Origin of the sequence: Candidatus Palauibacter australiensis (assembly GCA_026705295.1) — a bacterium.
Classification (GTDB): domain Bacteria; phylum Gemmatimonadota; class Gemmatimonadetes; order Palauibacterales; family Palauibacteraceae; genus Palauibacter; species Palauibacter australiensis.
The window spans coordinates 1-24,167 of the sequence record JAPPBA010000045.1 but is presented as its reverse complement, the minus strand read 5'-3'; the positions used below and the strand labels follow the sequence as shown (position 1 = coordinate 24,167).

Annotated in this window: 27 protein-coding genes and 1 pseudogene; 25 read left to right on the top strand and 3 right to left on the bottom strand. The window is 69.8% G+C overall.

The window, feature by feature from the left end:
* Positions 1–86: 86 nt before the first annotated feature.
* From OXN85_03370 to OXN85_03350, 5 genes are all read left to right on the top strand, one after another.
* A complete protein-coding gene (locus OXN85_03370) occupies positions 87–1,532 on the top strand; it encodes a M24 family metallopeptidase (protein MCY3599000.1) in 1,446 nt (481 codons plus the stop codon).
* A 14-nt stretch (positions 1,533–1,546) separates the two neighbouring features.
* Positions 1,547–2,176, top strand: coding sequence for a hypothetical protein (locus OXN85_03365; GenBank protein MCY3598999.1), 630 nt, complete (start codon positions 1,547–1,549; stop codon positions 2,174–2,176).
* Between the two features lie 31 nt (positions 2,177–2,207).
* On the top strand, positions 2,208–2,768 hold the full coding sequence (locus OXN85_03360) for a TlpA disulfide reductase family protein (protein MCY3598998.1): 561 nt from the start codon (positions 2,208–2,210) through the stop codon (positions 2,766–2,768).
* A gap of 58 nt (positions 2,769–2,826) precedes the next feature.
* Positions 2,827–3,342 (top strand): GNAT family N-acetyltransferase, encoded by a 516-nt coding sequence (locus tag OXN85_03355; GenBank protein MCY3598997.1) that lies wholly within the window; start codon positions 2,827–2,829, stop codon positions 3,340–3,342.
* A gap of 263 nt (positions 3,343–3,605) precedes the next feature.
* On the top strand, positions 3,606–3,815 hold the full coding sequence (locus OXN85_03350; GenBank protein MCY3598996.1) for a cold shock domain-containing protein: 210 nt from the start codon (positions 3,606–3,608) through the stop codon (positions 3,813–3,815).
* 75 nt (positions 3,816–3,890) lie between these two features.
* Here OXN85_03350 and OXN85_03345 read toward each other — a convergent pair whose 3' ends face one another.
* The gene (locus tag OXN85_03345) at positions 3,891–4,334 is read right to left on the bottom strand and encodes a hypothetical protein (GenBank protein MCY3598995.1); all 444 of its coding nucleotides are present in this window, start codon (positions 4,332–4,334) and stop codon (positions 3,891–3,893) included.
* Positions 4,335–4,554: 220 nt separating this feature from the next.
* Between OXN85_03345 and OXN85_03340 the strand changes: the two genes are divergently transcribed.
* The 3 genes and pseudogenes from OXN85_03340 (at position 4,555) to OXN85_03330 (ending at position 8,507) form a co-directional block, all read left to right on the top strand.
* Positions 4,555–6,654 carry a S9 family peptidase gene (locus OXN85_03340; GenBank protein ID MCY3598994.1) on the top strand — a complete coding sequence of 700 codons (2,100 nt, stop codon included), beginning with the start codon at positions 4,555–4,557 and terminating at the stop codon, positions 6,652–6,654.
* 125 nt (positions 6,655–6,779) lie between these two features.
* Positions 6,780–8,024 carry an FAD-dependent oxidoreductase gene (locus OXN85_03335; GenBank protein ID MCY3598993.1) on the top strand — a complete coding sequence of 415 codons (1,245 nt, stop codon included), beginning with the start codon at positions 6,780–6,782 and terminating at the stop codon, positions 8,022–8,024.
* A 93-nt stretch (positions 8,025–8,117) separates the two neighbouring features.
* Positions 8,118–8,507 (top strand): annotated as a pseudogene (locus tag OXN85_03330) (DUF4143 domain-containing protein).
* Here OXN85_03330 and OXN85_03325 read toward each other — a convergent pair.
* Positions 8,504–9,133, bottom strand: a complete 630-nt coding sequence (locus tag OXN85_03325; GenBank protein MCY3598992.1) for a DUF2911 domain-containing protein — start codon at positions 9,131–9,133, stop codon at positions 8,504–8,506. The pseudogene OXN85_03330 and the gene OXN85_03325 overlap by 4 nt on opposite strands.
* 149 nt (positions 9,134–9,282) lie before the next feature.
* On the opposite strand from OXN85_03325, the gene OXN85_03320 reads away from it, so the two are divergent.
* The 11 genes from OXN85_03320 to OXN85_03270 all read left to right on the top strand — a co-directional run bounded on the left by OXN85_03320 (position 9,283) and on the right by OXN85_03270 (position 17,147).
* Positions 9,283–9,783, top strand: a complete 501-nt coding sequence (locus OXN85_03320) for a nuclear transport factor 2 family protein (GenBank protein ID MCY3598991.1) — start codon at positions 9,283–9,285, stop codon at positions 9,781–9,783.
* Between the two features lie 25 nt (positions 9,784–9,808).
* The gene (locus tag OXN85_03315; GenBank protein MCY3598990.1) at positions 9,809–11,002 is read left to right on the top strand and encodes an aminotransferase class I/II-fold pyridoxal phosphate-dependent enzyme; all 1,194 of its coding nucleotides are present in this window, start codon (positions 9,809–9,811) and stop codon (positions 11,000–11,002) included.
* A complete protein-coding gene (locus OXN85_03310; GenBank protein ID MCY3598989.1) occupies positions 10,999–11,949 on the top strand; it encodes a pyridoxal-phosphate dependent enzyme in 951 nt (316 codons plus the stop codon). The genes OXN85_03315 and OXN85_03310 overlap by 4 nt, the downstream gene beginning before the upstream one ends.
* The gene (locus tag OXN85_03305; GenBank protein ID MCY3598988.1) at positions 11,946–12,590 is read left to right on the top strand and encodes a hypothetical protein; all 645 of its coding nucleotides are present in this window, start codon (positions 11,946–11,948) and stop codon (positions 12,588–12,590) included. Before OXN85_03310 ends, OXN85_03305 begins: the two co-directional genes overlap by 4 nt.
* 3 nt (positions 12,591–12,593) lie before the next feature.
* Complete coding sequence (locus tag OXN85_03300) at positions 12,594–13,229, top strand: hypothetical protein (protein ID MCY3598987.1); 636 nt, start codon at positions 12,594–12,596, stop codon at positions 13,227–13,229.
* A gap of 1 nt (position 13,230) precedes the next feature.
* Positions 13,231–13,353 (top strand): hypothetical protein, encoded by a 123-nt coding sequence (locus tag OXN85_03295; protein MCY3598986.1) that lies wholly within the window; start codon positions 13,231–13,233, stop codon positions 13,351–13,353.
* A gap of 35 nt (positions 13,354–13,388) precedes the next feature.
* Positions 13,389–14,228, top strand: a complete 840-nt coding sequence (locus OXN85_03290; GenBank protein ID MCY3598985.1) for a metallophosphoesterase — start codon at positions 13,389–13,391, stop codon at positions 14,226–14,228.
* A 103-nt stretch (positions 14,229–14,331) separates the two neighbouring features.
* Positions 14,332–15,006 carry a hypothetical protein gene (locus tag OXN85_03285; GenBank protein MCY3598984.1) on the top strand — a complete coding sequence of 225 codons (675 nt, stop codon included), beginning with the start codon at positions 14,332–14,334 and terminating at the stop codon, positions 15,004–15,006.
* Positions 14,999–15,469: a sulfurase gene (locus OXN85_03280; GenBank protein ID MCY3598983.1), complete on the top strand. Its 471-nt coding sequence runs from the start codon at positions 14,999–15,001 to the stop codon at positions 15,467–15,469. Before OXN85_03285 ends, OXN85_03280 begins: the two co-directional genes overlap by 8 nt.
* A 50-nt stretch (positions 15,470–15,519) precedes the next feature.
* Positions 15,520–16,434 carry an alpha/beta hydrolase gene (locus OXN85_03275; protein MCY3598982.1) on the top strand — a complete coding sequence of 305 codons (915 nt, stop codon included), beginning with the start codon at positions 15,520–15,522 and terminating at the stop codon, positions 16,432–16,434.
* Positions 16,431–17,147: a gamma-glutamylcyclotransferase gene (locus tag OXN85_03270; GenBank protein MCY3598981.1), complete on the top strand. Its 717-nt coding sequence runs from the start codon at positions 16,431–16,433 to the stop codon at positions 17,145–17,147. Before OXN85_03275 ends, OXN85_03270 begins: the two co-directional genes overlap by 4 nt.
* A gap of 33 nt (positions 17,148–17,180) precedes the next feature.
* Here OXN85_03270 and mazG read toward each other — a convergent pair whose 3' ends face one another.
* Positions 17,181–18,032 carry a nucleoside triphosphate pyrophosphohydrolase gene (mazG, locus tag OXN85_03265; GenBank protein ID MCY3598980.1) on the bottom strand — a complete coding sequence of 284 codons (852 nt, stop codon included), beginning with the start codon at positions 18,030–18,032 and terminating at the stop codon, positions 17,181–17,183.
* A gap of 65 nt (positions 18,033–18,097) precedes the next feature.
* On the opposite strand from mazG, the gene alr reads away from it, so the two are divergent.
* Genes alr through OXN85_03235 form a run of 6 tightly spaced genes read left to right on the top strand, consistent with a single transcriptional unit; the run spans position 18,098 to position 23,917 of the window.
* Positions 18,098–19,270, top strand: coding sequence for an alanine racemase (gene alr / locus OXN85_03260; GenBank protein ID MCY3598979.1), 1,173 nt, complete (start codon positions 18,098–18,100; stop codon positions 19,268–19,270).
* The gene (locus tag OXN85_03255) at positions 19,267–19,713 is read left to right on the top strand and encodes a cytidine deaminase (GenBank protein MCY3598978.1); all 447 of its coding nucleotides are present in this window, start codon (positions 19,267–19,269) and stop codon (positions 19,711–19,713) included. The genes alr and OXN85_03255 overlap by 4 nt, the downstream gene beginning before the upstream one ends.
* On the top strand, positions 19,710–20,942 hold the full coding sequence (locus tag OXN85_03250) for a hypothetical protein (protein ID MCY3598977.1): 1,233 nt from the start codon (positions 19,710–19,712) through the stop codon (positions 20,940–20,942). The genes OXN85_03255 and OXN85_03250 overlap by 4 nt, the downstream gene beginning before the upstream one ends.
* Positions 20,942–22,135 (top strand): hypothetical protein, encoded by a 1,194-nt coding sequence (locus OXN85_03245; protein ID MCY3598976.1) that lies wholly within the window; start codon positions 20,942–20,944, stop codon positions 22,133–22,135. The genes OXN85_03250 and OXN85_03245 overlap by 1 nt, the downstream gene beginning before the upstream one ends.
* A 7-nt stretch (positions 22,136–22,142) precedes the next feature.
* Positions 22,143–23,552 carry a tRNA (N6-isopentenyl adenosine(37)-C2)-methylthiotransferase MiaB gene (gene miaB / locus OXN85_03240; GenBank protein ID MCY3598975.1) on the top strand — a complete coding sequence of 470 codons (1,410 nt, stop codon included), beginning with the start codon at positions 22,143–22,145 and terminating at the stop codon, positions 23,550–23,552.
* A complete protein-coding gene (locus tag OXN85_03235) occupies positions 23,546–23,917 on the top strand; it encodes a hypothetical protein (protein ID MCY3598974.1) in 372 nt (123 codons plus the stop codon). The genes miaB and OXN85_03235 overlap by 7 nt, the downstream gene beginning before the upstream one ends.
* The last annotated feature ends 250 nt before the right edge of the window (positions 23,918–24,167 follow it).

The following is a 24,167-nucleotide window of genomic DNA, read 5'->3' as shown; positions in this document are numbered from 1 at the left end:
TCCGCCACCGTCCCCTCCGGGCCCTCTCCCTCGCACGGGGGATTCCGTAGGTTCAGGCCCTTCGACATTCCCAAGGGAGATTCGAAATGCGCGCTTCGACACCACGCTCCCCGCGCCGCCGGGTGCAGCCGGCCGGTCTCCTCTCCGCCGGCCTCTTCCTCGTCCTGTCCGCGGCTCTCGATCCGCCGCAAGCGACGGCTCAGTCGGCCATGGTGCCGGAGGGCGGGTTCGCGGGCGCCCAGCGGACGGATGGAGCGATGCCGGTCATCCTCCCGCTGCGCGAGCGGGCCGCCGTCATCGATCGTTGGCTCGAAGGCCGGCTCGAGACGGTCGCGCCCGAGATCATGCGGCGCGAGGGCGTCGACCTCTGGATCGTCGCCGCCCGCGAATACAACGAGGACCCGGTGATCGAGACGATGCTGCCTTCCACGTACATGGCGGCCCGCCGGCGCACCGTCCTCATCCTCCACGACCGGGGTCCGGGGCAGCCGCTGGAACGGCTCGCCGTGGCCCGGTACGACATCGGTCCCTTCCCGCGCGCGTGGGACCCGGAAAGCGAGCCGGACCAGTGGGGACGGGTGGCGGAGGTCATCTCCGAGCGCGACCCGCAACGCATCGCCGTGCACCGCTCCTCGACCTTCGCACTCGCCGACGGGCTCACCGGAACCGAGTACGACGCGCTGATGGCCGCGCTCCCGGCGAAGTACCGCGAGCGCGTGTCCGGAACCGAGCGCCTCGCGATCGGATGGCTGGAGACGCGGACGCCCGAGGAGATGGAGGTCTATCCCCAGATCGTGCGGATTGCGCACCGGATCATCGCCGAAGGCTTCAGCGCGAAGGTGATTCAGCCCGGCGTGACGACGACCGAGGATGTCGTGTGGTGGTACCGCGAACGGATCCTCGACCTCAAGCTCGCGACCTGGTTCCAGCCCAGCGTCTCCGTGCAGCGCCATGAGAAGGCGGGCGGCGCGAGGGAAGGGGAGGGGGATTTCTCCGCACCTCCGGACGAGAACGTGATCCGCCCGGGCGACCTGCTGCACGTGGACCTGGGGATCAAGTACCTGCGCCTGAACACCGACACGCAGCAGCACGCCTACGTGCTGAGGCCGGGAGAGGACGCCGCCCCCGCGGGCCTCGTGCGCGCGTTCGCCGTCGGGAACCGCCTCCAGGACATCCTCACGGAGAACTTCGCGGCCGGGCGTTTGGGGAACGAGATCCTCGCCGGCGCGCTCGAGCAGGCGAAGGCCGAGGGGATCGACGCGACGATCTACACGCACCCCATCGGCTTCCACGGCCACGGTGCCGGACCCACGATCGGTCTCTGGGACAACCAGGGCGGCGTACCGGGGCGCGGCGACTATCCGCTCTTCCCGAACACGGCGCACGCGATCGAACTCAACGCGGCCGTCCCGGTCCCGGAATGGGACGGACAGAGCGTGCGCATCATGCTCGAAGAGGACGCGTTCTTCGACGGCGAGCGCACCTGGTACATCGACGGTCGCCAGGTCGATTTCTGGCTCATCCCGCGATGATCCGGAGATCCGCCGTGGGGGTGGTTCTCGCGCTCGGGGCCTTGGTCCCGGCGACCCACGCCGACCTCGACGCCCAGATGCCGGACGCGTGGGTCCTCGTCGGACAGGACGCGGAGAACTATCGCCTCAGGCTTGACCCCGAGGTGGCCCGTTCCGGGTCTTCCAGCATGCGGCTCGAGGCGCGCGGCAACCGGCGCCGCAGCCAGTGGGCCGCGAGCGTGCAGCTCGTCGACGCCACGTCATACCGCGGAAAGCGGATGCGCCTGCGCGGATTCCTGCGGGCCGACGACGTCGATTCCGGCGGCCTCTGGGTGCGGGTGGACGGCATCCTCGAAGGGAAGTACGCCATGCTCGCGCTGGACAACAGCGAGGACCGGCGTGTGGAGGGCACGCTGGATTGGGAGACGCGCGAGATCGTGGTGGACATCCCGCCGGAAGGCGTTACGATCCTCATCGGGGCGATGCTCACGGGCGATGGGGAACTGTGGGTGGACGACCTCTCCTTCGAGGCGGTCGCCGAAGATATGCCGCTCACGACGGAGCCGGAGGTCGTCATTACGGACCAGCCGTACGCTCGCCCGCCCGGTGTCTTCCCCGCACCCACGAACCTGGATTTTGAACGAGAGATGAAGAACGGGAGATGAAGAACGCGATGAAGCACCTGGAGACGGACCGATGAGGCGCGCGACGTTGGGCGCGCTGGCCCTTGCGGCCTTTGCGGCCGGGTGCGGCGGGGGTGAACGCGATGGAGCGGCCGCGGACGCCGCGCGGACCCCTGAGCCGGCAGAGGGGGCGCTCGCCTCGTACCGCCCTCTCCCCGCGCTCGAAGTGACACACCTGGACGGCCGGCCGGCGGACCTCGACCAGTTCCGGGGCCGGGTGGTCGTTCTGAACCTGTGGGCGACCTGGTGCATCCCCTGCCGCGACGAGATGCCGGAGTTGCAGCAGATGCACGCGAAGTACGCGGCGGATCCCTTCGAGGTCGTCGGGATCTCCATCGATGAAGGGGACGTTGCGCTCGTCGAGGGATTCCTGGAGGAGTTCGACATCACCTATCCAAACTTCCTCGGCGATGGTCCCGGCCTCACGCAGGCGCTCGACCTCTACCCCGGCGTGCCGCACACGCTGCTGGTGGATGCGGAGGGCCTCATCCGGGCGTACTGGGGCGGTCGCTTCCATCCCTTCGAACCGGCAACGGCGGCGCTCGTCGAGAGGGTCCTCTCCGAGGCGCAGTAGCCCACCGTGGTGAAGGCGCCCCCGCGTGAGACCGGCGAATGACCCGGATGATAGCGCGTTGACGGGCCCCGCCATCCTTGAGATCCGCTCGCTCGGTCCCGGGGACTGGAAAGCGGTGCGGAGGATCTACGAGGAGGGGATCGCGACGGGCGACGCCACCTTCGAAACGGAAGCGCCGGACTGGGAGTTGTGGGATGCGAATCACCTTGAGAGCTGTCGGCTCGTGGCGGAGCGAGAGGGGCGCATCGTCGGGTGGGCGGCCCTGGCTCCGGTCTCGGGGCGCTGCGTGTACGGCGGCGTGGCGGAGGTGAGCGTCTACGTCGACGGGTACGCGCGCGGGGGCGGCATCGGCCTCAGCCTCCTGACCGCGCTCGTCGAATCGTCCGAGCGGGCCGGGCTCTGGACGCTGCAGGCGGGGATCTTCCCGGAGAACGTCGCAAGTCTCCGCATCCACGAGCGAGCCGGCTTCCGCCGCGTGGGGCGGCGCGAGCGGCTGGGGAGGCTCGGCGGGCGATGGCGGGACGTGCTTCTGCTCGAACGGCGTAGCCCTGTCGTGGGGGGCGAAAGCGGCTGAGGTCGGTGCGCCCCTTGACGTTTGAGGTCCGAAGGGCGATCATTGCGCGCGTTCGGACGGCCCCGCGACGCCGGGTACGGCCGAACTGAGAAGGCAGGATCGCAGGATCGGGGGGGCCTCTCAACAACAGGTCGCCCCTTTTTCTTTAGTTTTCTGCGTGGCGGATGCCACGACCCTGGCGCGGGGGAGACCGCGTCGAACAGGTCAGCGGTCGGCAGCTACGGGTTTCCCGAACTCCGACATGACTAACGAAGGAGTAGGAAATGCGTACGAGAGGTACCGTGAAGTGGTTCAACGACCAGAAGGGCTTCGGGTTCATTACCCCGGAAGAGGGCGGCAAGGACTGCTTCGTACACCACACGGCGATTCAGGCGGATGGTTTTCGCACTCTGAAGGAGGGCGAGGCCGTCGAGTTCGACGTTACGGACGGGACGAAGGGCCCGGCTGCGGAGAACGTGACCCGCGTCGCGTGATTTGCCGACCGCCAGCAGGCGAACGGTGAGTTTAGAAGAGGGCCGCCCGGCGACGGGCGGCCCTTTTTTTCGGTCTCAGGGACCGGATTCCGGTCGGTAGACCTGCTGCAGCGTTATCGGTGTTGCGGTCTCCGAGTCCTGGCCCGTTAGAGTTCCGCTCATGGTTCGGCCACTTATCCGACCCTCGAACCGTCGGGGTTCGGCCCGCTGGCCTTCCGGCCACTCATAGGGCCGATCCAGCGTGAACGAGATATCCGGGTGATCGAACAAACCGAGACTGACGGTGCCCACCGATTCGAACTCGCTGTTCACCATGACCATCCAATCCCCTGCCAGTTGCTGGGTCCGGGCTTCAAATGCCTCATGTTCCAGACGCACGAAGAAACCCGAGCCGGAGTCGTCGCCCACGCTCAGCCATAGACCGGCGGCGCTGGGAGGCGGGATCTCAGGTTCTGCCGGCGTCTCCGATCCGCAACCCGCCAGCGACGCACCAACCAACACGATGTGCCAGAGTTTCATCGGTTTTTCTCTCCTGGTGCTCGGTTCAGGAACGCCCAACGGCCCGGGGTCGGCGTGGTGCCGACACGCGCGAGGCTCCAACCAAAGACTGGGAGTGCAGGCTCCGGGTCACATCCGGCGAGCGGGTGACGCTGTTCCGATACCGCCGTTTCCGGCTATGATCCGCAAGGTTGCCTCGCCGACGGCAACCCATCAAGGTCCGATCCACGGAGAGTGTCAGATGACCGCCCCGCTCAGCAGTGCCCGAATCTCCCTTTCGCTTCTTGCCGCCACCGCCCTTCTGTGCGTCGCCGTGCCGGCGGTTGCCCAGGCGGGGGCCGAGTCCGGCCCGCTTCGCATGGAGGACATCTTCGAGGTCGAGATCGCGGGGGATCCGCAGATCTCACCGGACGGGCGCTGGATCGTCTACGCCCGTCAGCGCGCCGATATCATGACGGACAGCCGCTTCTCGAACCTCTGGATCGTGGGGTCGGACGGGTTGGGGCACCGGCCGCTCACGACGGGGGACTATTCGGACAGCTCCCCGCGCTGGTCGCCCGACGGCACCCGGCTTGCCTTCGTCTCGAACCGGAGTGGCGACGCGCAGATCCATGTGCGCTGGATGGACTCCGGGGAGACCTCGACGATCACGAACGTGACCGAGCCGCCCCGGTCCTTCGAGTGGTCCCCCGACGGGACGCGGATCGCGTTCGGGAAGCTGGTGCCGAAGCCCGCGCCGATGATCGGCGGCATGCCGACCCCGCCGGAGGGCGCGCAGTGGGCTGAGCCCGCGCAGGTCGTCGAGCGGCTGGTATACCGCTTCGACCAACTCGGAGATCTTCCGCACGGGTTCGTGCACGTCTTCGTCGTCCCGGCGGAGGGCGGAACGGCCCGCCAGATCACCAGCGGCGACAACCACTGGGCGGGGAACGGGATCGGGGGTACGCACTTCTCCTGGACTCCGGACGGCACGGGCCTCGTCATGTCGCGCGATCCCCGCGGCGGCGACACGGAGAGCGTGTTCGTCGCGGACACGGAGGTGTTCGAGGTCTCGGTGGCCGACGGCGCGGCGACGCAGCTCACGGATCGCCGGGGGCCGGACGACGGGCCGATCGTCTCTCCCGACGGGCGGCACATCGCCTACTTCGGCATGGACGACCGCTTCCAGGGCTACCAGCTCACGCGGCTCTACGTCATGAACCGGGACGGGAGCGACCCGCGTTCGCTCTCGGAAGGACTCGACCGCGAGGTGTACGGCGCCACGTGGGCGCCCGACGGATCGGGGCTGTACGCGCTCTACGACGACGAGGGGATGACGAAGCTCGCCCACTTCCGGCTCGACGACGACGGGAGCGGCCACCGGGTGCTGACCGCCAACGTCGGCGGGGTCGCCCGGGCCTACGCCGGAGCGACGTACTCCGTGGCCGACGACGGCAGCTTCGCGATGAACTACACGACGCCGGCCGTCATCTCCGAAGTCGCAACAGGTCGCCCCGGGAGCGACGTCCGCGTGCTCACCGGGATCAACGACGACCTGATGGCCAAGCGGGAGATCGGCGAGGTCAAGGAGATCTGGTACGAGTCCTCCCACGACGGACGCCCGATCCACGGCTGGATCATCAAGCCGCCCGGCTTCGACCCGTCCCGCGAATATCCTCTCATCCTCGAGATCCACGGCGGCCCCTTCTCCAACTACGGCGCGCGCTTCGACCTCGAGAAGCAGCTCATGGCGGCGCAGGGCTACGTCGTCCTGTACACGAACCCGCGCGGCAGCACGAGCTACGGCGAGGACTTCGGGAACCTGATCCACCACGCGTACCCCGGCGACGACTTCTACGACCTCGTGTCCGGCGTCGACGCCGTGATCGACCAGGGGTACGTGGACGAGGAGCAGCTGTACGTCGTGGGCGGGAGCGGAGGCGGCGTCCTCACGGCCTGGCTCGTGGGCCGGACGGACCGCTTCCGCGCCGCGGTCTCGTGGTATCCCGTCATCAACTGGTACAGCTTCGTGCTCACGGCGGACATGGCGGCCTACGGCGTCAACTACTGGTTCCCGGGATTGCCGTGGGACCACGTGGAGCACTACGAATCGCGCTCGCTCCTGAGCGTGGTCGAGAACGTGACGACGCCGACGCGGATCGTGACGGGCGAGGAGGACTGGCGCACGCCGATGTCGGAATCCGAGCAGTACTTCAAGGCGCTCAAGCTGCTCGGTGTGGAGACGTCGCTCGTGCGCTTCCCCGGCGAGCCGCACGGCATCCGCCGCCGCCCGAGCCACCACATCGGGAAGATGCTGTCCACTCTGGAGTGGTTCCGCCGCTACGCCGCGACAACGTCCTGATCAGACGCGGGCGGCGCATCGGCCGCCGGAGGTTTCTGGAATTCTCCCTCCTTGCCTCGGGTCTGCCGCTGCTGCCCAGGCCGCGTGACGGGTCGGCCCGGACCCTGGCGGCCGGGCGCGCCATTGTGGTCGGCGCCGGTATTTCCGGGCTTGCGGCCGCCCGTGCCCTGGCCGATGCGGGTATCGATGTCGTCGTCCTCGAAGCGAAGGACCGGCCGGGCGGCCGGATTCACACGGACTTCAGCCTGGGGGCCCCGTTCGAATACGGGGCGGGCTGGGTGCACGGCCCGAGCGGCGACAACCCGATCATGGGCCTGGTCGAGGCGGTGAACGGACGGACGTTCGTTACGGACGACGAGAGCCTGGCGGTATTTGACGATTCCGGTATGCGCCTTCCCGAAGCTCGAGTCGATGCCATCGACCGGGGGTGGGAAGACGCGCTCGAACGAGCCAGAGATACCGCGCGCCTCGGGGATGGCATGAGTCTGCACGACGCGATCCGGCTGGCGGCGCCCGAGACGCTCGAAGATCCGGGGCTTGTATGGGCGTTGTCGGCCTATACCGAATTCTCGAAGGGAGGGGCGATCGAAGACCTCTCCGCCACCCTGCACGACGCGGATGAGGCGTTTCCCGGAGCAGACGTCGTCCTCACGACGGGGTACAGCGTCATCCTTGAGCCGTTGGCCGGAGATCTGGACCTTCGGCTCGATGCGGAGGTGGAGTCCATCACATATGGCGCGCAGGGTGTGACCGCGGTCGCGGGCGAACGCGAATGGACCGGCGACTACATCGTATGTTCGGCCCCGCTGGGTGCGTTGAAGGCGGGACGGATCCGCTTCGAGCCTCCGCTGCCTTCCGAATACCTGAAGGCCATCGAGTCACTCGGCTTTGGGAGTGTCACCAAGATTGCCCTGAAGTTCGATGCGCCGTTCTGGGATACGGATACCCAGTATTTCGGTGTGGTGACGAGGGAAAAGGGCCGGTGGTGCTATTGGGTGAACTATCGGACGTTCAGCACCGAGAACATCCTTCTCGGGTTGTCGCTGGGCGACTATGCCCTGGTGGCCGACCGAATGTCGGACGCCGAGATGCGCGAAGACGCCCTCCAGGTGCTACGGACCGTCTGGGGCGCCGAGGTCGGCACACCCGCAGAGGTGCGGACCACCCATTGGTCGACGGACCCCACTACCCTCGGCGCCTATACCTACCCGCGCCCAGGGACCGACAGGGCCGATTTCGATCTGCTCTCCGAGCCCGTCGACGATCGCCTGTTTCTGGTTGGTGAACACACGCTGTTCGATTTCGCGGGCACCACGCACGGGGCGCTCATGAGTGGTCGGCTGGCGGCCCGGCGCATCATCAACCATTAGGGCGATCCGCCGCGGGCTGTCCGAGGCTCCGGTGGTCGCTCTTCTGGGCGCACGCCAAGTCGGAAAAACGACGCTGGCCGAGCAGGTCGTCCGAAGGTCTTCATTCGCGACAGCGGCATCCTGCATTCCCTGCTCGGGATCGAGGAAATGACGGAGTTGGCCGTGAATCCCCGCTACGGCGCCAGTTGGGAGGGGTTCGCCCTTGAGCAGACGCTCCTCGAGCACGGAGAGCGCGAGGCCTATTTCTACGGAACCCAGCGGGGGGCGGAACTGGACCTCCTGCTCCTGCGGCGCGGACGGCGCTGGGGCTTCGAGTTCAAGTGCACGGAGGCGCCCCGGACCACGAAGTCGATGCACGTCGTGATCCGGGATCTGAACCTCGAGCGTCTATGGGTCGTCTATCCGGGGGATGTCGAATACCCGCTGACCGACACCATCACCGCCCTGCCGCTGAAGCGAATCGCGGATATCTGGCTACGTTAGCGGGCCACCTGGAAGGGGACGGTCGCGACCTGGTCGCCCCACCAGATCGTGAACACGCCGCCCTCCTGCGTCATGTCCATGAACGAGATGGTGAGCTGGTCGGCCGACATCATGATCGTGTCCACATCCATGCTCGTGCGCAGCACGTCGCGGTCGGGCGTGTAGCTGTACGCCCCCCACAGCGCATCGGGGTTCTCCTCGCGGAAGCTCTCCTTCGCGCCCCAGTTCGAGAAGATCAGCGTCCACTCGGCCTCGGTGAGTTCCGCGAACACACTGTATTCGCCGGCCGGCAGCCGCTCGCCGCCGAACATGAGGTCCGTCTCGGTCATGAGACGGGTGGACTGGTCCGCGCCGACGCGCCACACCGGCGCCCCGCGCAGGAACTGCTGGCCATACTCATCGCCCGAGCCGAACAGGTCGCGGCCGCGCAGGATCGGGCGCCCGTACGTGACGACGACCCAGGAGCCGCTGTAGCTCCCCTCGGCATCATAGCCGCCGCCGACCTGGGTCGCCGCCTCGCCACGCGGGCTCGCGCGACGGTCCTGGGCTTCCGCGGGCGCGGCGAAGGCAAGGGCGACTCCGAGGGCGATCGTCAGGCAGGGGACGGCGCGGAACATCTTCTTCATTCGTACCTCCAAGCAGGTTCAAGCGCGGCATCGCCGGCCGGCGATGCGCGGACAATCCTCAACAGCGACGGGCATCCTACGGCGGCGCGCGCGAACCCGAAAGCGGGGCGCGTCGCCGCGGCAGGCGGCCTCACATACAATATCGACCCATGAAGAGAACACGGCCTGCGAGCGGAACGTTTCGGTGCATCGTTGCGGCGGGCGGCTTGGCGGCGGCGGTGGCGGGCGGCCTGGTCGCGGCGGCGTGCTCAGGCCCGGGGCCGGAGGAGGGGGCGACCGCAGGGTCGGCCACCGTCGAGGAGGTGCGAGCGGAGATCGAGCGCGTCACGCGGCGCTGGGAAGCCGCGCTGATCGCGGGGGCGCCGGGCGAGGCCGTCGCCGAGGTCTTCACGCCGGACGCGGTGCGGCTGCCGTCCGGAGAGCCGGCGGTCCGGGGGCACGACGCCATCGCTCGCGCGCTGGCCGGCTCCGTCCCGCTGCGCGAGGCCCGGTTCACGATCGAGGAGATCGAGGTGGACGGGGAGCTGGCGTTCGCGAACGGGACGTACCGGGTGCGCGGCCCCGACGATATCGAACTCAACGGCAAGTTTCTCGAGGTGTGGAAGCGGCTCGAAACCGGGTGGCGCATCCACCGCGTGATGTGGGACTGAGTGATGTGGGACTGAAAGGAAAAACATGAAGAACTTCGGGAATGGGAGAAGGGCGGCGTCCACCGACGCCGTGCACGCGGGCGAGCAGGAGCCGAGGCCGGAGGGGGCCGTCGTCACGCCGATCTACCAGACGGCGAACTACGAGCTTCGGGGCGAGGACTACCACGACATCGGGTACATCCGGCTCAGCACGACGCCGAACCATCGCGTTCTCGGCGAGCGCATCGCGGCGCTCGAAGGGACGGAGGCGGCTCTCGCCCTCGGTAGCGGGATGGCGGCGATCTCCGGGTCGCTGCTGACGCTGCTGTCCGCCGGCGACCACGTGCTCGTGCAGGACACGCTGTACGGCGGCACGGCCGCGTTCCTGCAGCAGGATCTGCCGCGGTTCCGCATCGGACACACCGTGATCGACCCCCAGGACCCGTCGGGTTGGGCGGCCTCGCTGACGCCGACCACGCGCGCCATGTACGTCGAGACGCTCACGAATCCGCTCGTGCAGGTCGCAGATCTGGAGGCGGTCGTGGCCTTCGCGCGCGAGCACGGGCTCGTGACGCTGATCGACAACACGTTCGCGAGTCCGATCAACTTCAGGCCGGCGGAGATCGGCTTCGATCTCGTGCTCGAAAGCTGCACGAAGTACATGAACGGCCACAGCGACATCGTGGCCGGTAGCGTGGCCGGGCCGTCGGACCTCGTGCGCCGCGTGAAGGTGATGCAGGACCATCTCGGCGGCTCCCTCGACCCGCACGCGGCGTTCCTGCTCGAGCGCGGTCTGAAGACGCTGAGCGTACGCGTCCGCGAGCAGAACGGGTCGGCCGGGCGGCTCGCCGCGCGGCTCGAAGCGCACCCCGCCGTGTCCGTCGTGCACTATCCGGGGCTTGAGAGCCACGCGCAGCACGAGCGCGCCGCGCGTCTGTTCGACGGCTTCGGCGGGATGATGTCGTTCGAACTCGAGGGCGGGGTCGACGCGGCCGAGGCCTTCATCTCCGCGCTTGAGATTCCGATGGTCGCGGCCAGTCTCGGGGGCCCGGAGTCGCTCGTGGTGCGGCCCGCCGCCGCCGTGCACGCGGGCATGTCCGCCGAGGAGCGGGCGAAGGCGGGCATCCGGGACGCCCTCATCCGCTTCTCCACCGGACTGGAGGCGACGGAGGATCTCGCGGCCGATTTCGATCGGGCGCTGGCGAGCCTGCCGCGGGCGGTCGCGGGCCTGACGGCGTGAAGCCTCCCGGCCTGTCGGAGATCGAGGCGGCGCGCGACCGGGTCTACGCGGCGGCCCTCCGCTCGCCGCTCATCCGCCTCGGCATCGACGAGGGGCCCGAGATCTGGCTCAAGCTCGAAAACCTGCAGCCGATCGGCTCGTTCAAGATCCGCGGGGCGGCGAACGCGATCGGCCTGATCCCGCCCGAGGAGCTGGCGGCGGGAGTATGGACGGCGAGTGCGGGCAACATGGCGCAGGGCATCGCCTGGAACGCACGGCGCCTCGGCGTCCCGTGCTCGGTCGTCGTGCCGGAGACGGCGCCGCGGCTCAAACTGGACGCGATCGCCCGGCTCGGCGCGACAGCCATCAAGACCTCCGTCGCCTCCTGGTTCGAGGTCTTCCGCACGCAGCGCTTCGACGGGATGGAGGGCCGGTTCGTCCACGCCTTCATGGACCGCGATGTGATGGCGGGGAACGGCACCATCGCGCTCGAACTGATCGAGGACCTCCCCGATGTGGACGCCGTCGTCGTCCCCTTCGGGGGAGGCGGCCTCGCGTGCGGGATCGCGGCCGGCCTGCGGGCCGTTGCGCCGCATGTGCCCGTTCTGGCGTCCGAGGTCACGGGTCAGGCACCGCTCGCGGAGTCGCTGCGCGCCGGCCGGGCCGTCTCGATCGCCTATTCGCCCTCGTTCGTCGATGGCATCGGGGGCCCGCACGTGGAACCCGCCATGTGGGAACTGGCGCGGGACCTCCTCGCCGGCTCCGTCGAGATCACGCTCGACGACACCGCGGCGGCGATCCGGCTGCTCGCGACCCGCAACCGCGTCGTGGCCGAAGGGGCGGGCGCCTCCTCCGTCGCGGCCGCCCTGTCGGGCGCCGTGCGGGGGAACAAAATTGTCTGCATCGTGTCCGGAGGGAATCTGGATCCGTCCACCCTGGCCACCATCCTCGCGGGCGACGTGCCATGAGCGACATGACCGAGCCGCCGGCCCCCCGCGAACCGCCCGCCCACCACCCTCCCGCGACGCTCACCGCCGCCCAGGTTTCGCAGATCCTGAAGCGGGCGGCCGAGATCGACGCCCGCGGCGATTCGATGACCGTCGAGGAGTTGGAGCGCATCGCCGGCGAGGCGGGGATCGACCCGCGCGCGACGAGAACCGCGATCGCGGAAATGATCGCCGACGAGATGCCGGCTCCCGTCCCTGAGCTGCGACCTCCGGCGGCCCCCGCGGCGCCCACCGGCAACCCGGCCTCCCCCGCTCCCGGACGCATCATCGCGGGCGGGGCCGTCGGCGTGGCCTTCGGCTTCCTCTTCGCGGGCGGGCTCGGGGGCGCCATCGCGGGATCCGGCGCCACGGCGATCTATCTCATACTGCGCGCCGTACAGGCCATGAAGCGGGGCAGCCAGCTCGACTTTCAGCTCCAGAACTTCACCCTCTGGTTCGTGTCGACACTGATCATCGCGGCCGGATTCGGACCCGAGGGGTTCGCGTTGACCCTGCTCTGCTGGATCCTCACCTCGGTCATCGGCGGACTCCTCGTCCGCTTCGGCCCCCGCGAGGAGGAGCCGGAGGAAGAAATCCCACAGCTCGAATCCGGAGGCCGCTGACGCATGACAGAACCACCGCTGAAGCTCACCACGTCGCAGGTCTCCCTCATTCTTCAGCGCGCGGCCGAGATCGACGCCCGCGGCGACACCCTCAGCGTCGAGGAACTGGAGCGTGTCGCCGCCGAGGCGGGGATCGACGCGCGCGCAACGCGAACGGCGATCGCGGAATTCACCGCCGAGGGGATGCCTGCCGCCGATCCGGCACCCCGGGTTCACGCGGCCCCGGCCCGTCACGTTCCGGCCGGCCCCCCGGCGCGCACCCGCAAGTCGAGTTCGCCTTCTTCGCTGCGCATTCTCTCGGGCGGCGCCGTCGGTCTCGCGTTCGGGTTCATCCAGGCGATCTCCGAGTCGGCCGCGTTCCTGTTTTTCGGCGGTGCCGTGCTCTACCTCGTCCTGCGAGCGGTGCAGAGCATGAAGCGTGGAGACCAGCTCGACTTCCAACTCCAGAACTTCGCCCTCTGGCTCGGCACCCTGATGAGCACCCTCGCCGCGGGCGTCCTCGAGGCGGACGAGGTCACCGCAATCATCCTCTTCATCTGGCTGATCACGTCGTTCCTGGGCGGACTCCTCGTGCGCTTCGGCCCCCGCGAGGAGGAGCCGGAGGAAGAAGTCCCGCAGCTCGAGTCCGGAGGCCGCTGACGTGTCGTTGCGAAGGTCCGGCCACGATGTCGTGCTCCGGACCGGGTCCGTGCCCATGGTCGTGCTCGAAGGGCAGATCGATGCGTGGATCGGCCGGAGCGGGACCGCGGGCGGCGGGCGATAGCGCCGCGGCGACCGCGCTCCGGCTGGACGGGCTGGATGCTTCTCCTCCTCCTCGCGACCGCGGCCCTTCTCGCCGCGTGGGCGTTCTGGTGGGAGCCGGGCCGGCTGGTCCTCCGCCGCGCCGACCTCGAGGTGCCGGGGTGGCCCGAGGGGGAGGAGACCCGCATCGCGCTCATCGCCGACCTGCACGTGGGCTCGCCCCGAAACGGCCGGGACAACCTGCGCCGCGTCGTGCGCCGGGTGAACGAAACGCTCCCGGACCTGGTTCTCATCGCCGGCGACCTGACGATCGACAACGTCGTGGGCGGCCGCTTCGTGCCGCCCGAGGAGATCGCCGAGGACCTTGCCGCCCTCGACGCCCGCCACGGCGTGTTCGCGGTGCTCGGCAACCACGACCGCTGGCTGTCGGCCGAGCGCGTGGAAAAGGCGCTCTCCGGCGCGGGAATCACCGTGCTCGACAACCGGGGCCGGCGGGCGCGCGTGCGGGGCCACGACCTCTGGATCGCGGGCGTGGCGGACTTCTGGACGGGCCATCCGTCGATCGACGATGCTCTCGCCGGGGCCCGTCCCGGGGAGCCCGTGATCGTCGTCACGCACAACCCGGACATCTTCCCCGAGGTGCCGGCGCGGGCCTCCCTGACGCTGGCCGGACACACGCACGGCGGACAGGTGGTCATCCCGTTCGTGGGTCCCCGGATCACCCCCTCCCGCTTCGGGGACCGATACGCGGCGGGTCATGTGGTGGAGGACGGAAGACACCTCTTCGTGACGACCGGCGTGGGGACGAGCCGGCTCGGCGTGCGCTTCCTCGTGCCGCCCGAAGTCGTCGCGCTCCGGCTCACGCGCTGCGAGTCCTGCGAGTCGCCGCCGGAGTGACTATCATGCCGCCCACGCGGGCCTTGGCAGCCGGCTTCTGCCAGCGGCTGGCGGCCTGCGGCTGGAACCTCGAACCGGACCCGAAACCGGAGTGACGCCGAACATGCCGTCTCATTCGAACCTGCGCTTCCGCCGGGAGCGCGTCGGGGGCGCCGCGTGGCGTCTGGCCATCGCCGGCCTGGCCCTGCTTCCCCTCGCCGCTGCCGCCCAGGAGGACAAGCTGCCGCCGCCCGAGGGCTGGCTCGCCCGCACCGACCACGGAGGGGACGGGGTGGAAGCCCTCCAGGAGATGCCGCCCGGCTGGCACGTCACCACGGGGCCGGCCGGCATCTTCTACGATCCCGAAACCCGGGCCGACGGCGACTTTCGCGTCGAGTCGACCGTCTTTCTGTTCGACCCCGAAGGCCGGAACGAAGGGTTCGGCGTCTTCATCGGCGGCGCGGACCTGGAGGGAGACGGCCAGGCCTACACCTACCTCCTCATCCGGGCGGACGGGAGCGTGATCGTGAAGCGCCGGGACGGCGGCGAGACATCCACACTCCTCGACTGGACGAAGCACGAGGCGGTCGTCACCTGGGTGGCGCGGGGCGAGGGCGCGGCGACGGCGAAGAACATCCTCTTCGTGGAGTCCGCGGGCGACGACGTGATCTTCGGCGTGAACGAGCAGGAGGTGTTCCGGACGGCGAGAGCGGGGCAGCACGTCGACGGCGTCGTGGGACTGAGGGTGAACCACGGCCTCAACCTGCACTTCTCCTCGCTGGAGGTGACCGATGGCTGAGTCCACCGCGAGGTCCGCGGGCTCCGGCTCGGCGCGGCTCGAGGCGATCTGGCTCAAGTCGACGCGGAAGGGCCCCATGGAGCCGGTCCCGGAAGCCACCCTCGTCGCGGGGAAGGGACTGGAGGGGAACGTCGACCGCGGCGGCTACCGGCAGGTGACGCTCCTCGATGCGGACGCCTGGGAGACGGCGACGGGGGAGGTCGGCGTCGACCTGGCGCCGGATGCCCGCCGGGCCAACCTGCTCGTGCGGGGCGTCGACTTCTGCGAGACGGCGAACCGGGTGCTGCGGATCGCGGGCTGCCGCATCCGCATCCGGGGCGAGACGCTGCCCTGCGAGCGCATGGAGGACGCGGCGCCCGGGCTGAAGGCGGCGTTGGCGCCCGACTGGCGCGGTGGCGCATACGGGATGGTGATCGAGGGCGGTCCCCTCGCCCTCGGCGATGCGGTGGCCTGGGAATCCTGACCGGCCCCCGCGCGCCCGTCGGCTTCGGCCTTGCCGTCCTCGCAGCCCTCATGGCGGGGTGCGATGCTCCCGCCTCCGAAGCGGGCCCGCCGACCCGAGCGGGTTCGCTCTCCGTCTTCGAGGCGGAACTCTTCTACCAGACGGTGGGGGTCGGGGAGCCCGTCGTCGTCGTTCACGGCGGACCGGGCCTCGACCACTCCTACCTTCGTCCGTGGTTCGGACCGCTGTCCGAGACGCACCAGGTCGTCTTCTACGATCAGCGGGGCCTTGGGGCGTCGAGGGCCGTGGTGAACGCGGCGAGCCTCTCGATGGAGCGCTTCCTCACGGATATCGACCGGATCCGCGAACGCGTCGCGCAACGCGAGAAGATCACGCTGCTCGCGCACTCGTGGGGAGCGATTCCGGCCCTCCTCTACGCCATGGAGCGCCCCGAGCGGCTGGCGGCGCTCATCCTCGTTGCGCCCGTCGAGCCGGGCAGCCGGTTTCGCGAGCAGACCGACGAGAACCAGTTGGCCAGACGGGATTCGGCCGACCTCGCGGCCATCGACTCGATTCGGGCGACGCCGGAATTCGCGGCGCGGGAGGCGGAGGCCATCAGCCGCGTCTTCTTCCACGTCTTCCGCGGGACGTTCGCGGACGCCGGCGTGGCGGACAGCCTGCTTCGCCTCTCGCTGCACGAGAGGACGGCGAGCCAGGGCCAGCTCGTCGCGAGCCTCCTCATGGCGCCGCTCCAGGGCCTCGACTTCTGGGACCGTCTCGGTGAGATCGAGGTCCCGGTGCTCATCGTGCATGGCGCACAGGATCCGATCCCCATCGAAATGGTGCAGGCGATGAACGAAGCCCTGCCGGATAGTCATCTGGTTCCGGTCGACGGATCGGGACACTTCCCGTTCATCGAGAAGCCGGCGCTGTTCTGGCCCGGCGTTCACGCCTTCCTCCAGCAGCGGCCGCCGGAAGCACCGTGACCGCGGGCGGCCCGGTGCCGGACCCGATCTGCGACCCGGCTCCCCTCCGGGGCGCGCTCTCCCGCCTCAACGAAGCGCGGCTCGCGCCCGAAGGCAGTTCCGCCCGCCTCCGCGCCCTGCTGTCGGGGTTCGAGGAGCTTGCCGCCGTCCTGCCGGGCGAGGACCGCCGACCGGGCGAGGACCGCCGGCCGGGCGCGGCGGGAGCGCTGGCGGAACTCGAAGCGCTCCTGGCCGAACCGGGCGGGGAAGCCGGCGCCGCGGCGTTGCGGGAATACCTCGAACCGATCCTCGAACGGCTGATCGAGGCCCTGCTCGACCACCCGGAGCGGCGTCTGGCCGCGTACGGGTCCCTCCTCCCCGGCGAGAACAACCATCATCACGTGGCGACGCTCGTCGGGAGCTGGGAGGAAGGGACGGTCGAGGGCACGCTTCGCGACCGCGGCTGGGCGGCGCGACAGGGCTATCCCGGCTTCGTCGCCGGGAGCTCCGGGGATCGAGTCGCCGTGAAGGTGTTCGAAAGTCTCGCGCTGCCCGAGGCCTGGGACCGGCTCGATGCCTTCGAGGGCGAAGCCTATCGGAGGATCCTTGCCCCCGTCGAGATGAAGAACGTAGGGGCCGGGAGCGCGACCGTGTGGCGGGCCTGCAACATCTACGAACTCACGGACCGCGCCCGCCCGGCTCGCGCGTCGGATCGCGAGCGCGACCCCGCCTGAGCGGCGGCGAGCCGCGGCGGCCCCGGCAGGTTGCTATTCGCCGGCTTTCACTTCGTCCCACACGGCGTCGAGCGTGGCGAGTTCCGCGTTCTTCCAGTCGAGTCCGCGATTCTCGGCCAGCTCGATCATGCGCCGGCAGCGCCGCTCGAATTTCTCGACGGCGCCGAGAAGCGCGTTGGCCGGGTGCACGCCGGCCCACCGCGAAGCGTTCACCACCGCGAAGAGCAGATCTCCGACCTCCTCGACGACCTCCGGGCTCGCTTCCCCGATCCGGGGCGGCGCGGCCGAAGCGGGAGACCCGGACGCGTCTTCGGCGGCCGCGCGCTCGAGTTCCGCCGTCTCTTCGCGCACCTTTTCCACAGGTCCCGCGAGATCGGGCCAGTCGAACCCGAAACCGGCCATCCGCTCCTGCACGCGCGCCGCGCGGCTGAGCGGATCGAGTCCCCCCGGGACCCCGTGGAAGGGGTCATCCGGAGACTCGCGTTCCGCCGCCTTGAGCGACTCCCAGTCGGGCGGGGCGTCGGCATCGCCGTACACGTGCGGGTGACGAGCCTCCATCTTCGCCTCCAGCGCTTCGACGACGTCGGCGGCCGCGAAGGCGCCGCGCTCTTCGGCGAGCACGATCTGGAAGGCGACATTCAGGAGCAGATCGCCGAGTTCTCCCCGCAGGTCGGCGTCATCTCCCGCCCGGATCGCGTCCGCGACCTCGTGCGCCTCTTCGAGGAGGTACGGACGGAGCGTCTGCGGCGTCTGCTTCGCGTCCCAGGGACAGCGGAGGCGCAGGAAGCGGACCAGCGCGAGGGCGCGGGCGAGGGCATCATCCCCTTCGTGCGCTTCCTTCGCGTGGAGCGTCTCGACGTCGGCCGGTGCGGTTGGCTCTCGCATGACGGCGAAGGTATCATCCCGTGGCAGGACGCCGCTGCATTCGACCCCCGAACCCCCGGCGACGCTTGACCCGCAGGCGCGAAGACCCCCCGTACCGAGCGTGGCTCGAGGTCGATCTGGCCGCGCTGTCGCGGAACGCCCGGCGCATGGCGGAACATGCGGCTCCCGCCCGCTTCGTCCCCATGGTCAAGGCGGACGCCTACGGTCTCGGCGCGATCGAGGTCGCCCGCGCTCTCGACCGCCTGGAGCCCTACGCCTTCGGGGTGGCGACGCCGCCGGAAGGCGCCGAACTCCGGCGGGGCGGGATCGAGCGCCGCATCATCGTCTTCGCCCCCTCGGCCACCGCCGAGGTCTCGCAACTCATCGAGGCGCGGCTTGAGAGCGCGGTGCTGAGTCTGGCGTCGTTTGCGAAACTCGACGCCGGTGCGCGGGCGGCGTCCACTCGGATCCCCGCCCATCTCGAGATCGACACGGGCATGGGTCGCGCGGGCCTCCCGGCGGCCGAGGCCGCCGCGTGGGCGCCCGAGGTCGCGTCGATCCTCTCGCGCGGCGGCGTCTCACTGGCGAGCGTCTACACGCATTTCCATTCCGCCGGAACGGATCCCGACGCGACATCCCTTCAAGTGACCCGCTTGCGGCGAGCCGCATCGATCCTGGAGGCGGTGGGCGTCGAGGTCCCCTTCCTCCACGCGGCGAACAGCGATGCGGTGATGACGGATCCGCAGTATCATCTGGGGCTCGTCAGGCCGGGGATCTACCTGTACGGGGGACGGCGGGGGACGGGCTCCGCGGGCGCGCTGGCGGACCCGGAAAGTGTGGCGCGGGTACGCGCGAGGGTGCTGGAAGTCCGTGACCTGGCGCCGGGCTCGACCGTCAGCTACGGAGCCACCTACACGACGAGGCGCGGCGAACGCCTCGCCACTGTGGGAATGGGGTACGCGGATGGGTTGCCGTGGCGGCTGTCGAACCGGGGACAGGCGCTCATCCGCGGCATCCGCGTGCCGATCCGTGGCGGTGTCTGCATGGACGTGACGTCAGTGGACGTTTCCGGCGCGCCGGGTGTCGAAGCTGCGGACGTGGCCACGTTCCTGGGCCGTGACGAAGGGGAGGAGATCGCGCTGGCGGACTTTGCGGAGACCGCCGGGACGATCGAATACGAAGTGCTGACGGCGATCGGACGCCGTCTGCCCCGACACTACGTGGGCGGGCGGGCCGACGCTGCCGATGGAAGACGATGACCGAGACTCGAGTGACAGCCGGAGCACCGCTCTCATGGGAAGACCTTGCCGCGTACGCGAGGGAGGCCCGCGAGCGCGCGTACGCTCCGTATTCCCGTTTCCTCGTCGGCGCCGCGCTCGAGGCCGATGACGGCCGGGTCTTCGCCGGGTGCAACGTGGAGAACGCCTCGTACCCCGTGGGGACGTGCGCGGAACGCGTCGCGCTCGGGCACGCCGTCGTTTCGGGGGCGCGCGCCTTCTCCCGCATCGCCATCGTGACGAGCGGCGCCGCCCCGGCCCCGCCGTGCGGCATGTGTCGCCAGGCGCTCGCCGAGTTCGGCCGGGGACTCGAGGTCATGAGCATCGGAACGAACGGCGAGTCCGTCGTCTGGCGGTTGCGGGATCTGCTGCCGGCGAATTTCTCGCTCGAGCAGATGGCCGCGCTGGGGGAGACGGGCCCGTGAACGGACGCAGACTCGCGGCGCTCGTCACGACGGTCCTCCCGGTGTTGCTGGGCGCATGCGCGGAGGACCCGCTCTCCCTGGGCTCCGAGAACGTGCCGGGCGCCGGTGTGGAGACGCGGGACGTCACCATCTCCGTTTCCGATCTGCCGTCCTGGCGCGACACGACGCTGACCGGCTTCGCCCGGCCATCCACCGCGCCGTTCGTCTACGTCTCGGCCGGAACGGACGTGTCGAGTCGCGGACTCGCGCGCTTCAACGTCCCCGACACGATCCGGACATTCGTCGACACGCTGCCTGTTGCGAGGTTCGAGGAGGTTGAGTTCCTGCTCCGCCTGGACACGATCCGCTCGGAGTTCACGGAGTTTCCCGTCACAGTGAAACTCGTCGAACTGGGGGAGCGTTTCGAGCCTCATCGCGCGACGTGGCAGGAGGCGACCGCCGGGGTTCCGTGGACACAGCCCGGGGGCAGCCTCGGGGTCGAGATCGCGTCGGCGGTGCTGGAGGCGGTCTCGGATACGCTCCTCATGACGCCGGCCGTGGCGGAGGACTCGCTGATGAAGGCGTGGCAGAGGGAGGACGGGGGCAACGGCTTCGCCATCGTGCTGGACGGCCCCGAGACGAAACTCCGAGTCGCACAGATGGTCCTCCGGTACGATCCGACCCTGGTCGGGCGGACCCTCCCGGTTCCGCAGTCCCAGTTCTGGGAGGAGCACGCGTTCATCGTGGATCCGCCACAGCCTCCGACCGGCACGGAGCTTCGCGTCGGCGGTCTCCCCGCCTCGCGCATCTACTTCGAGTTCGTGCCGCCCGGCCTCCACGGGGAGGGGGGACTCGAGGGGGCGACGGTCAGCCAGGCCGAGGTCATCCTGCATCCGCTGGCCGCGCCCGATCTGCATGCGGCGGAGCGCACGATCGAGGCCCGAAAGGTGAGTCTGCTAGGCGACCCGTTCGAGACCGGCGAAAAGACCCCGATCGGGAGCGGGGACCTGGTCACGACAACGCTCGATCCCGCCCGACTCCGCGAGGGTGAGCCGGTTCGCCTCGACATCACGCGCCTGATGGCGGGGGCCGTCCTGGATTCGCTGAGGCGCATCCGGATCGGCTTCCGGGCGGATCCGGATGCGCAGGCGCTCGGCTACTGGGAGTTCGGTTCCGCCGAATCGCCGCCGGAATTCCAGCCGCAGATCCGCATCGTGTTCAGTTCGGCGCCGGACTTCACGGTACCGTGATGCCGGCCGCCCGAGGGTTCCGCGGATGGATCCGGGCCGGGTTCGCCCTGGCCGCGCTGGCGGCTTCGCCCGTTGCCGTCCTGGCGCAGACGCCGCTCACGGCGATCGGGCTCGGCTATCCGGTCGCGCCCGTGGATGGGCGGTCGGCCGCGCTCGGCGGATCGGGCTCCGGTTTGCTCGGCGGATCGTACAGTCTCACGAACCCGGCCGACCTTCTGCTCCACGCCGAACCCGGCTTCTCCGTCTCGCTGGCCACCGAGGGCGTGACCCTGGAGGGCGAGAGCAGGTCGATCGACACGGGCCGGGGACGCTTCACGACGATCCGCGCGCTCGTCCCGCAGAACGACTGGGCCTTCAGCCTGGCTTTCGGCGGCGAGTTCGATCAGGATTGGTCCAACATCCTGCAGGACACGTTGCGGCTGAACGACGGCGCGGTGCCCTACGAGGAGACGCGGGAACACAACGGCGGCATCAGCACGATCGACTTGTCGCTTGCGCGTCGCCTCGGGCCGCTGGGCGTCGGGATCTCGGCGCAGCGGCTGACCGGTTCGCTCCGGCAGTCGTTCTTCCGCCAGTTCGACGATCCGATCGGAGGGGCTCCCGTGCTCGGCGGCATTGTGGGGGCGAGGGAGCTGTCTTGGAGAGCCTGGCGCTTCCGGGCGGGCGGATCGATCCGTCTGGGGGACCGCGTCGTGGCGGGGGTGTCACTCGGGACGGGAGGGACACTGTACGCGACGCCCGAAGCGGCGGAGGAACCCGAGGCGGACTTCGACCTGCCGACCTCGATCGAACTCGGCGGCAGTGTGCTCGTGACGGACCAGCTCCTCGTCACCGCCGGCGGTGGCCGGGCCGGGTGGTCGGCCGTGGGGTCGCGCGCCGCGGCGGCCGGCTCCGCGTTCCAGTCCCACGATGTCGCTTGGCTGGGCGGGGGGATCGAATACGGCGCGCTCTCCCTGCTCGGCGGGCGGTTGCCGCTTCGGGCCGGATGGCGGCGGACGGGGCTCCCCTTCAGCCCGGGTGCCGAAGCGCTCGACGAATCCGCCTTCACCGCCGGCTTCGGCTGGGAGTTTCAGGAGGGACTGGCCGTATTCGACCTCGCCTTCGAGAGCGGGTCGCGCGGGGACGTCGCTACGGTCGGCTTCGCGGAGAACTTCCGGCGCGTCACCGTCTCCTTCTCCCTCAGGCAGCGCTGAGCCACCGATGGAAGGGACAAAGCTGGAAAGGACAAAGCCGGAAAGGACAAAGCTCGTCACCCTGAAGACGCCCGGCGCGGATCGGCCCCGCGACCCCCGTCCGCTCGGAGGGCGCGTCTACATCGAGACCTACGGGTGTCAGATGAACATCAACGACACCGAGTTGATGGAGGGGCTGCTCGTCGACGAGGGCTTCGTGAGCGTGGACGCGCCCGAGCGCGCCGATGTCATCCTCGTGAACACCTGCGCGATTCGCGAGCACGCGGAAAGGCGCGTCCGCGGCCGGATCGGCGAACTCCAACGCCACCGCAAGCGGCACGCCGGCCTCGTGCTGGGGGTGACGGGGTGCATGGCGCAGCGGCTGGGCCCGAGGCTCATCGAGGAGGCAGCGGGCGTGGACCTGGTGGCCGGGCCGGACGCCTACCGCGCTCTCCCGGCACTCATCGGTTCGATCCGGGCGAACGCGATCGAGCGCGGACAGACGCTGCTCGGACTCGACGCGGAAGAGAACTACGAGGGCGTGGACAGCGTGAGGCGGGAGGGCGTAAGCGCCTGGATCACGGTCCAGCGCGGCTGCGATCATCGCTGCACTTTCTGCATCGTCCCCTATGTGAGGGGACCCGAGAAGAACCGGACGCCCGAGGCGGTCCTCGCCGAAACCCGGCGCGCCGTGGAAGATGGGTTCACCGAAGTCGTGCTCCTCGGACAGACCGTGAACTCGTACACGTCCGGAGACTGGAACTTCGCGACGCTGCTGCGGGCCGTGAGCCGCGTGGACGGCATTCGCCGTGTCCGATTCACCTCCCCCCATCCCAACGATGTGACGCCGGAACTGCTCAAGGTAATGGCGGGGGAGCCGACGATCTGCCGCCAGCTCCACCTGCCCGTGCAGTCGGGCTCCGATCGCATCCTCAAGCGCATGGTCCGGCGCTACACGAGCGAGGGGTTCCTCGAGAAGGTCGAGGCCGCCCGCCGCGACGTGCCCGGCATCGCGCTCTCCACGGATGTGATCGTCGGCTTCCCGGGGGAGACGGAGGCGGATTTCGAGGCCACGCTGGAGCTGATGCGGGGGGTGCGGTTCGACGATGCGTATCTGTACAAGTACTCGCTGCGCGAAGGGACGCCGGCCACTCGCTTCCCGGCCCCGGATTTCGTGCCGGACGAGGTGGGCTCGAAGCGACTGGAATGCCTGATCGGCGAGCACCGCGCGATCCAGCGCGAGATCAACGAATCCGAGGTGGGTTCGCGGCGCGAGGTGCTGATCGAGCGCTCCGCGCGTTCGCCGGGCGACGTGCTCGGCAGGACGGAGCAGAACAAGGTCGTCGCCTTCCCCGGAGACCCCTGCCGGATCGGTACGTACGCGCAGGTGCGGCTCACGGGGACGACCGGCGCGACCTTCATGGGGCAGCCTTGCTGATGCGCTTCGTGACGCGGCTCCTCGCCTTCGTCGTCGTCATCCTCGCGGCGTTCTGGTTTTCGGTGCGGAACGGCAACGAAGTCGTGAACGTCGTGCTGCCCTTCCTCCGCATCCGCGCGCCGCTCTCACTCGTCGTCTTCGCCTGCATCCTCGGGGGGATGGGTCTCTCGAGTCTGCTCGCGTGGCGGGCCGAGCGCCGGGCCCGTCGCCTCGCGAACCGGGCGGCGTCGGCGCGCCTCGCATACGAGCCGCCGGTCGCGTCGGAGCCCCCGGCTGACATGGAGTCTCCGGCTGACGTGGAGTCTCCGGCCGGGGCGGAGCTCCCGGGCCCGCCGGACCGATCGGAGCCGAGTCCCCTCCTTTGAGTTGATGGACGGTTGACGCCCGCTCCGAGCGTAGGGCCGTACCCTGCGCCCGGAGGCTGATCGACGTCCCGCTCCCTGTCGCCCCTGCTTCTGACGGCTCTGGCGCTCGCCGCCGGGGATGTGGCCGGGCTCGCGCTCGCCCGTGCCGACGCCGTCGCCCTTCACGCTCCCGCGGCGATCGCGGCGGGGCTGCTCTGCGTCATCGCCGGCCGGGCCGCGCTCCGGGCCGGCGGCCGGGCGCGCCCCGGCC

Bases quoted from the DNA above. Each gene is read 5' to 3' on its own strand.
- OXN85_03370 (MCY3599000.1), top strand. From the start codon at position 87: ATGCGCGCTTCGACACCACGCTCCCCGCGCCGCCGGGTGCAGCCGGCC.
- OXN85_03360 (MCY3598998.1), top strand. From the start codon at position 2,208: ATGAGGCGCGCGACGTTGGGCGCGCTGGCCCTTGCGGCCTTTGCGGCC.
- OXN85_03350 (MCY3598996.1), top strand. From the start codon at position 3,606: ATGCGTACGAGAGGTACCGTGAAGTGGTTCAACGACCAGAAGGGCTTC.
- OXN85_03345 (MCY3598995.1), bottom strand. From the start codon at position 4,334: ATGAAACTCTGGCACATCGTGTTGGTTGGTGCGTCGCTGGCGGGTTGC.
- OXN85_03340 (MCY3598994.1), top strand. From the start codon at position 4,555: ATGACCGCCCCGCTCAGCAGTGCCCGAATCTCCCTTTCGCTTCTTGCC.
- OXN85_03325 (MCY3598992.1), bottom strand. From the start codon at position 9,133: ATGAAGAAGATGTTCCGCGCCGTCCCCTGCCTGACGATCGCCCTCGGA.
- OXN85_03320 (MCY3598991.1), top strand. From the start codon at position 9,283: ATGAAGAGAACACGGCCTGCGAGCGGAACGTTTCGGTGCATCGTTGCG.
- OXN85_03315 (MCY3598990.1), top strand. From the start codon at position 9,809: ATGAAGAACTTCGGGAATGGGAGAAGGGCGGCGTCCACCGACGCCGTG.
- OXN85_03305 (MCY3598988.1), top strand. From the start codon at position 11,946: ATGAGCGACATGACCGAGCCGCCGGCCCCCCGCGAACCGCCCGCCCAC.
- OXN85_03300 (MCY3598987.1), top strand. From the start codon at position 12,594: ATGACAGAACCACCGCTGAAGCTCACCACGTCGCAGGTCTCCCTCATT.
- OXN85_03290 (MCY3598985.1), top strand. From the start codon at position 13,389: ATGCTTCTCCTCCTCCTCGCGACCGCGGCCCTTCTCGCCGCGTGGGCG.
- OXN85_03285 (MCY3598984.1), top strand. From the start codon at position 14,332: ATGCCGTCTCATTCGAACCTGCGCTTCCGCCGGGAGCGCGTCGGGGGC.
- OXN85_03280 (MCY3598983.1), top strand. From the start codon at position 14,999: ATGGCTGAGTCCACCGCGAGGTCCGCGGGCTCCGGCTCGGCGCGGCTC.
- OXN85_03275 (MCY3598982.1), top strand. From the start codon at position 15,520: ATGGCGGGGTGCGATGCTCCCGCCTCCGAAGCGGGCCCGCCGACCCGA.
- mazG (MCY3598980.1), bottom strand. From the start codon at position 18,032: ATGCGAGAGCCAACCGCACCGGCCGACGTCGAGACGCTCCACGCGAAG.
- OXN85_03255 (MCY3598978.1), top strand. From the start codon at position 19,267: ATGACCGAGACTCGAGTGACAGCCGGAGCACCGCTCTCATGGGAAGAC.
- OXN85_03245 (MCY3598976.1), top strand. From the start codon at position 20,942: ATGCCGGCCGCCCGAGGGTTCCGCGGATGGATCCGGGCCGGGTTCGCC.
- miaB (MCY3598975.1), top strand. From the start codon at position 22,143: ATGGAAGGGACAAAGCTGGAAAGGACAAAGCCGGAAAGGACAAAGCTC.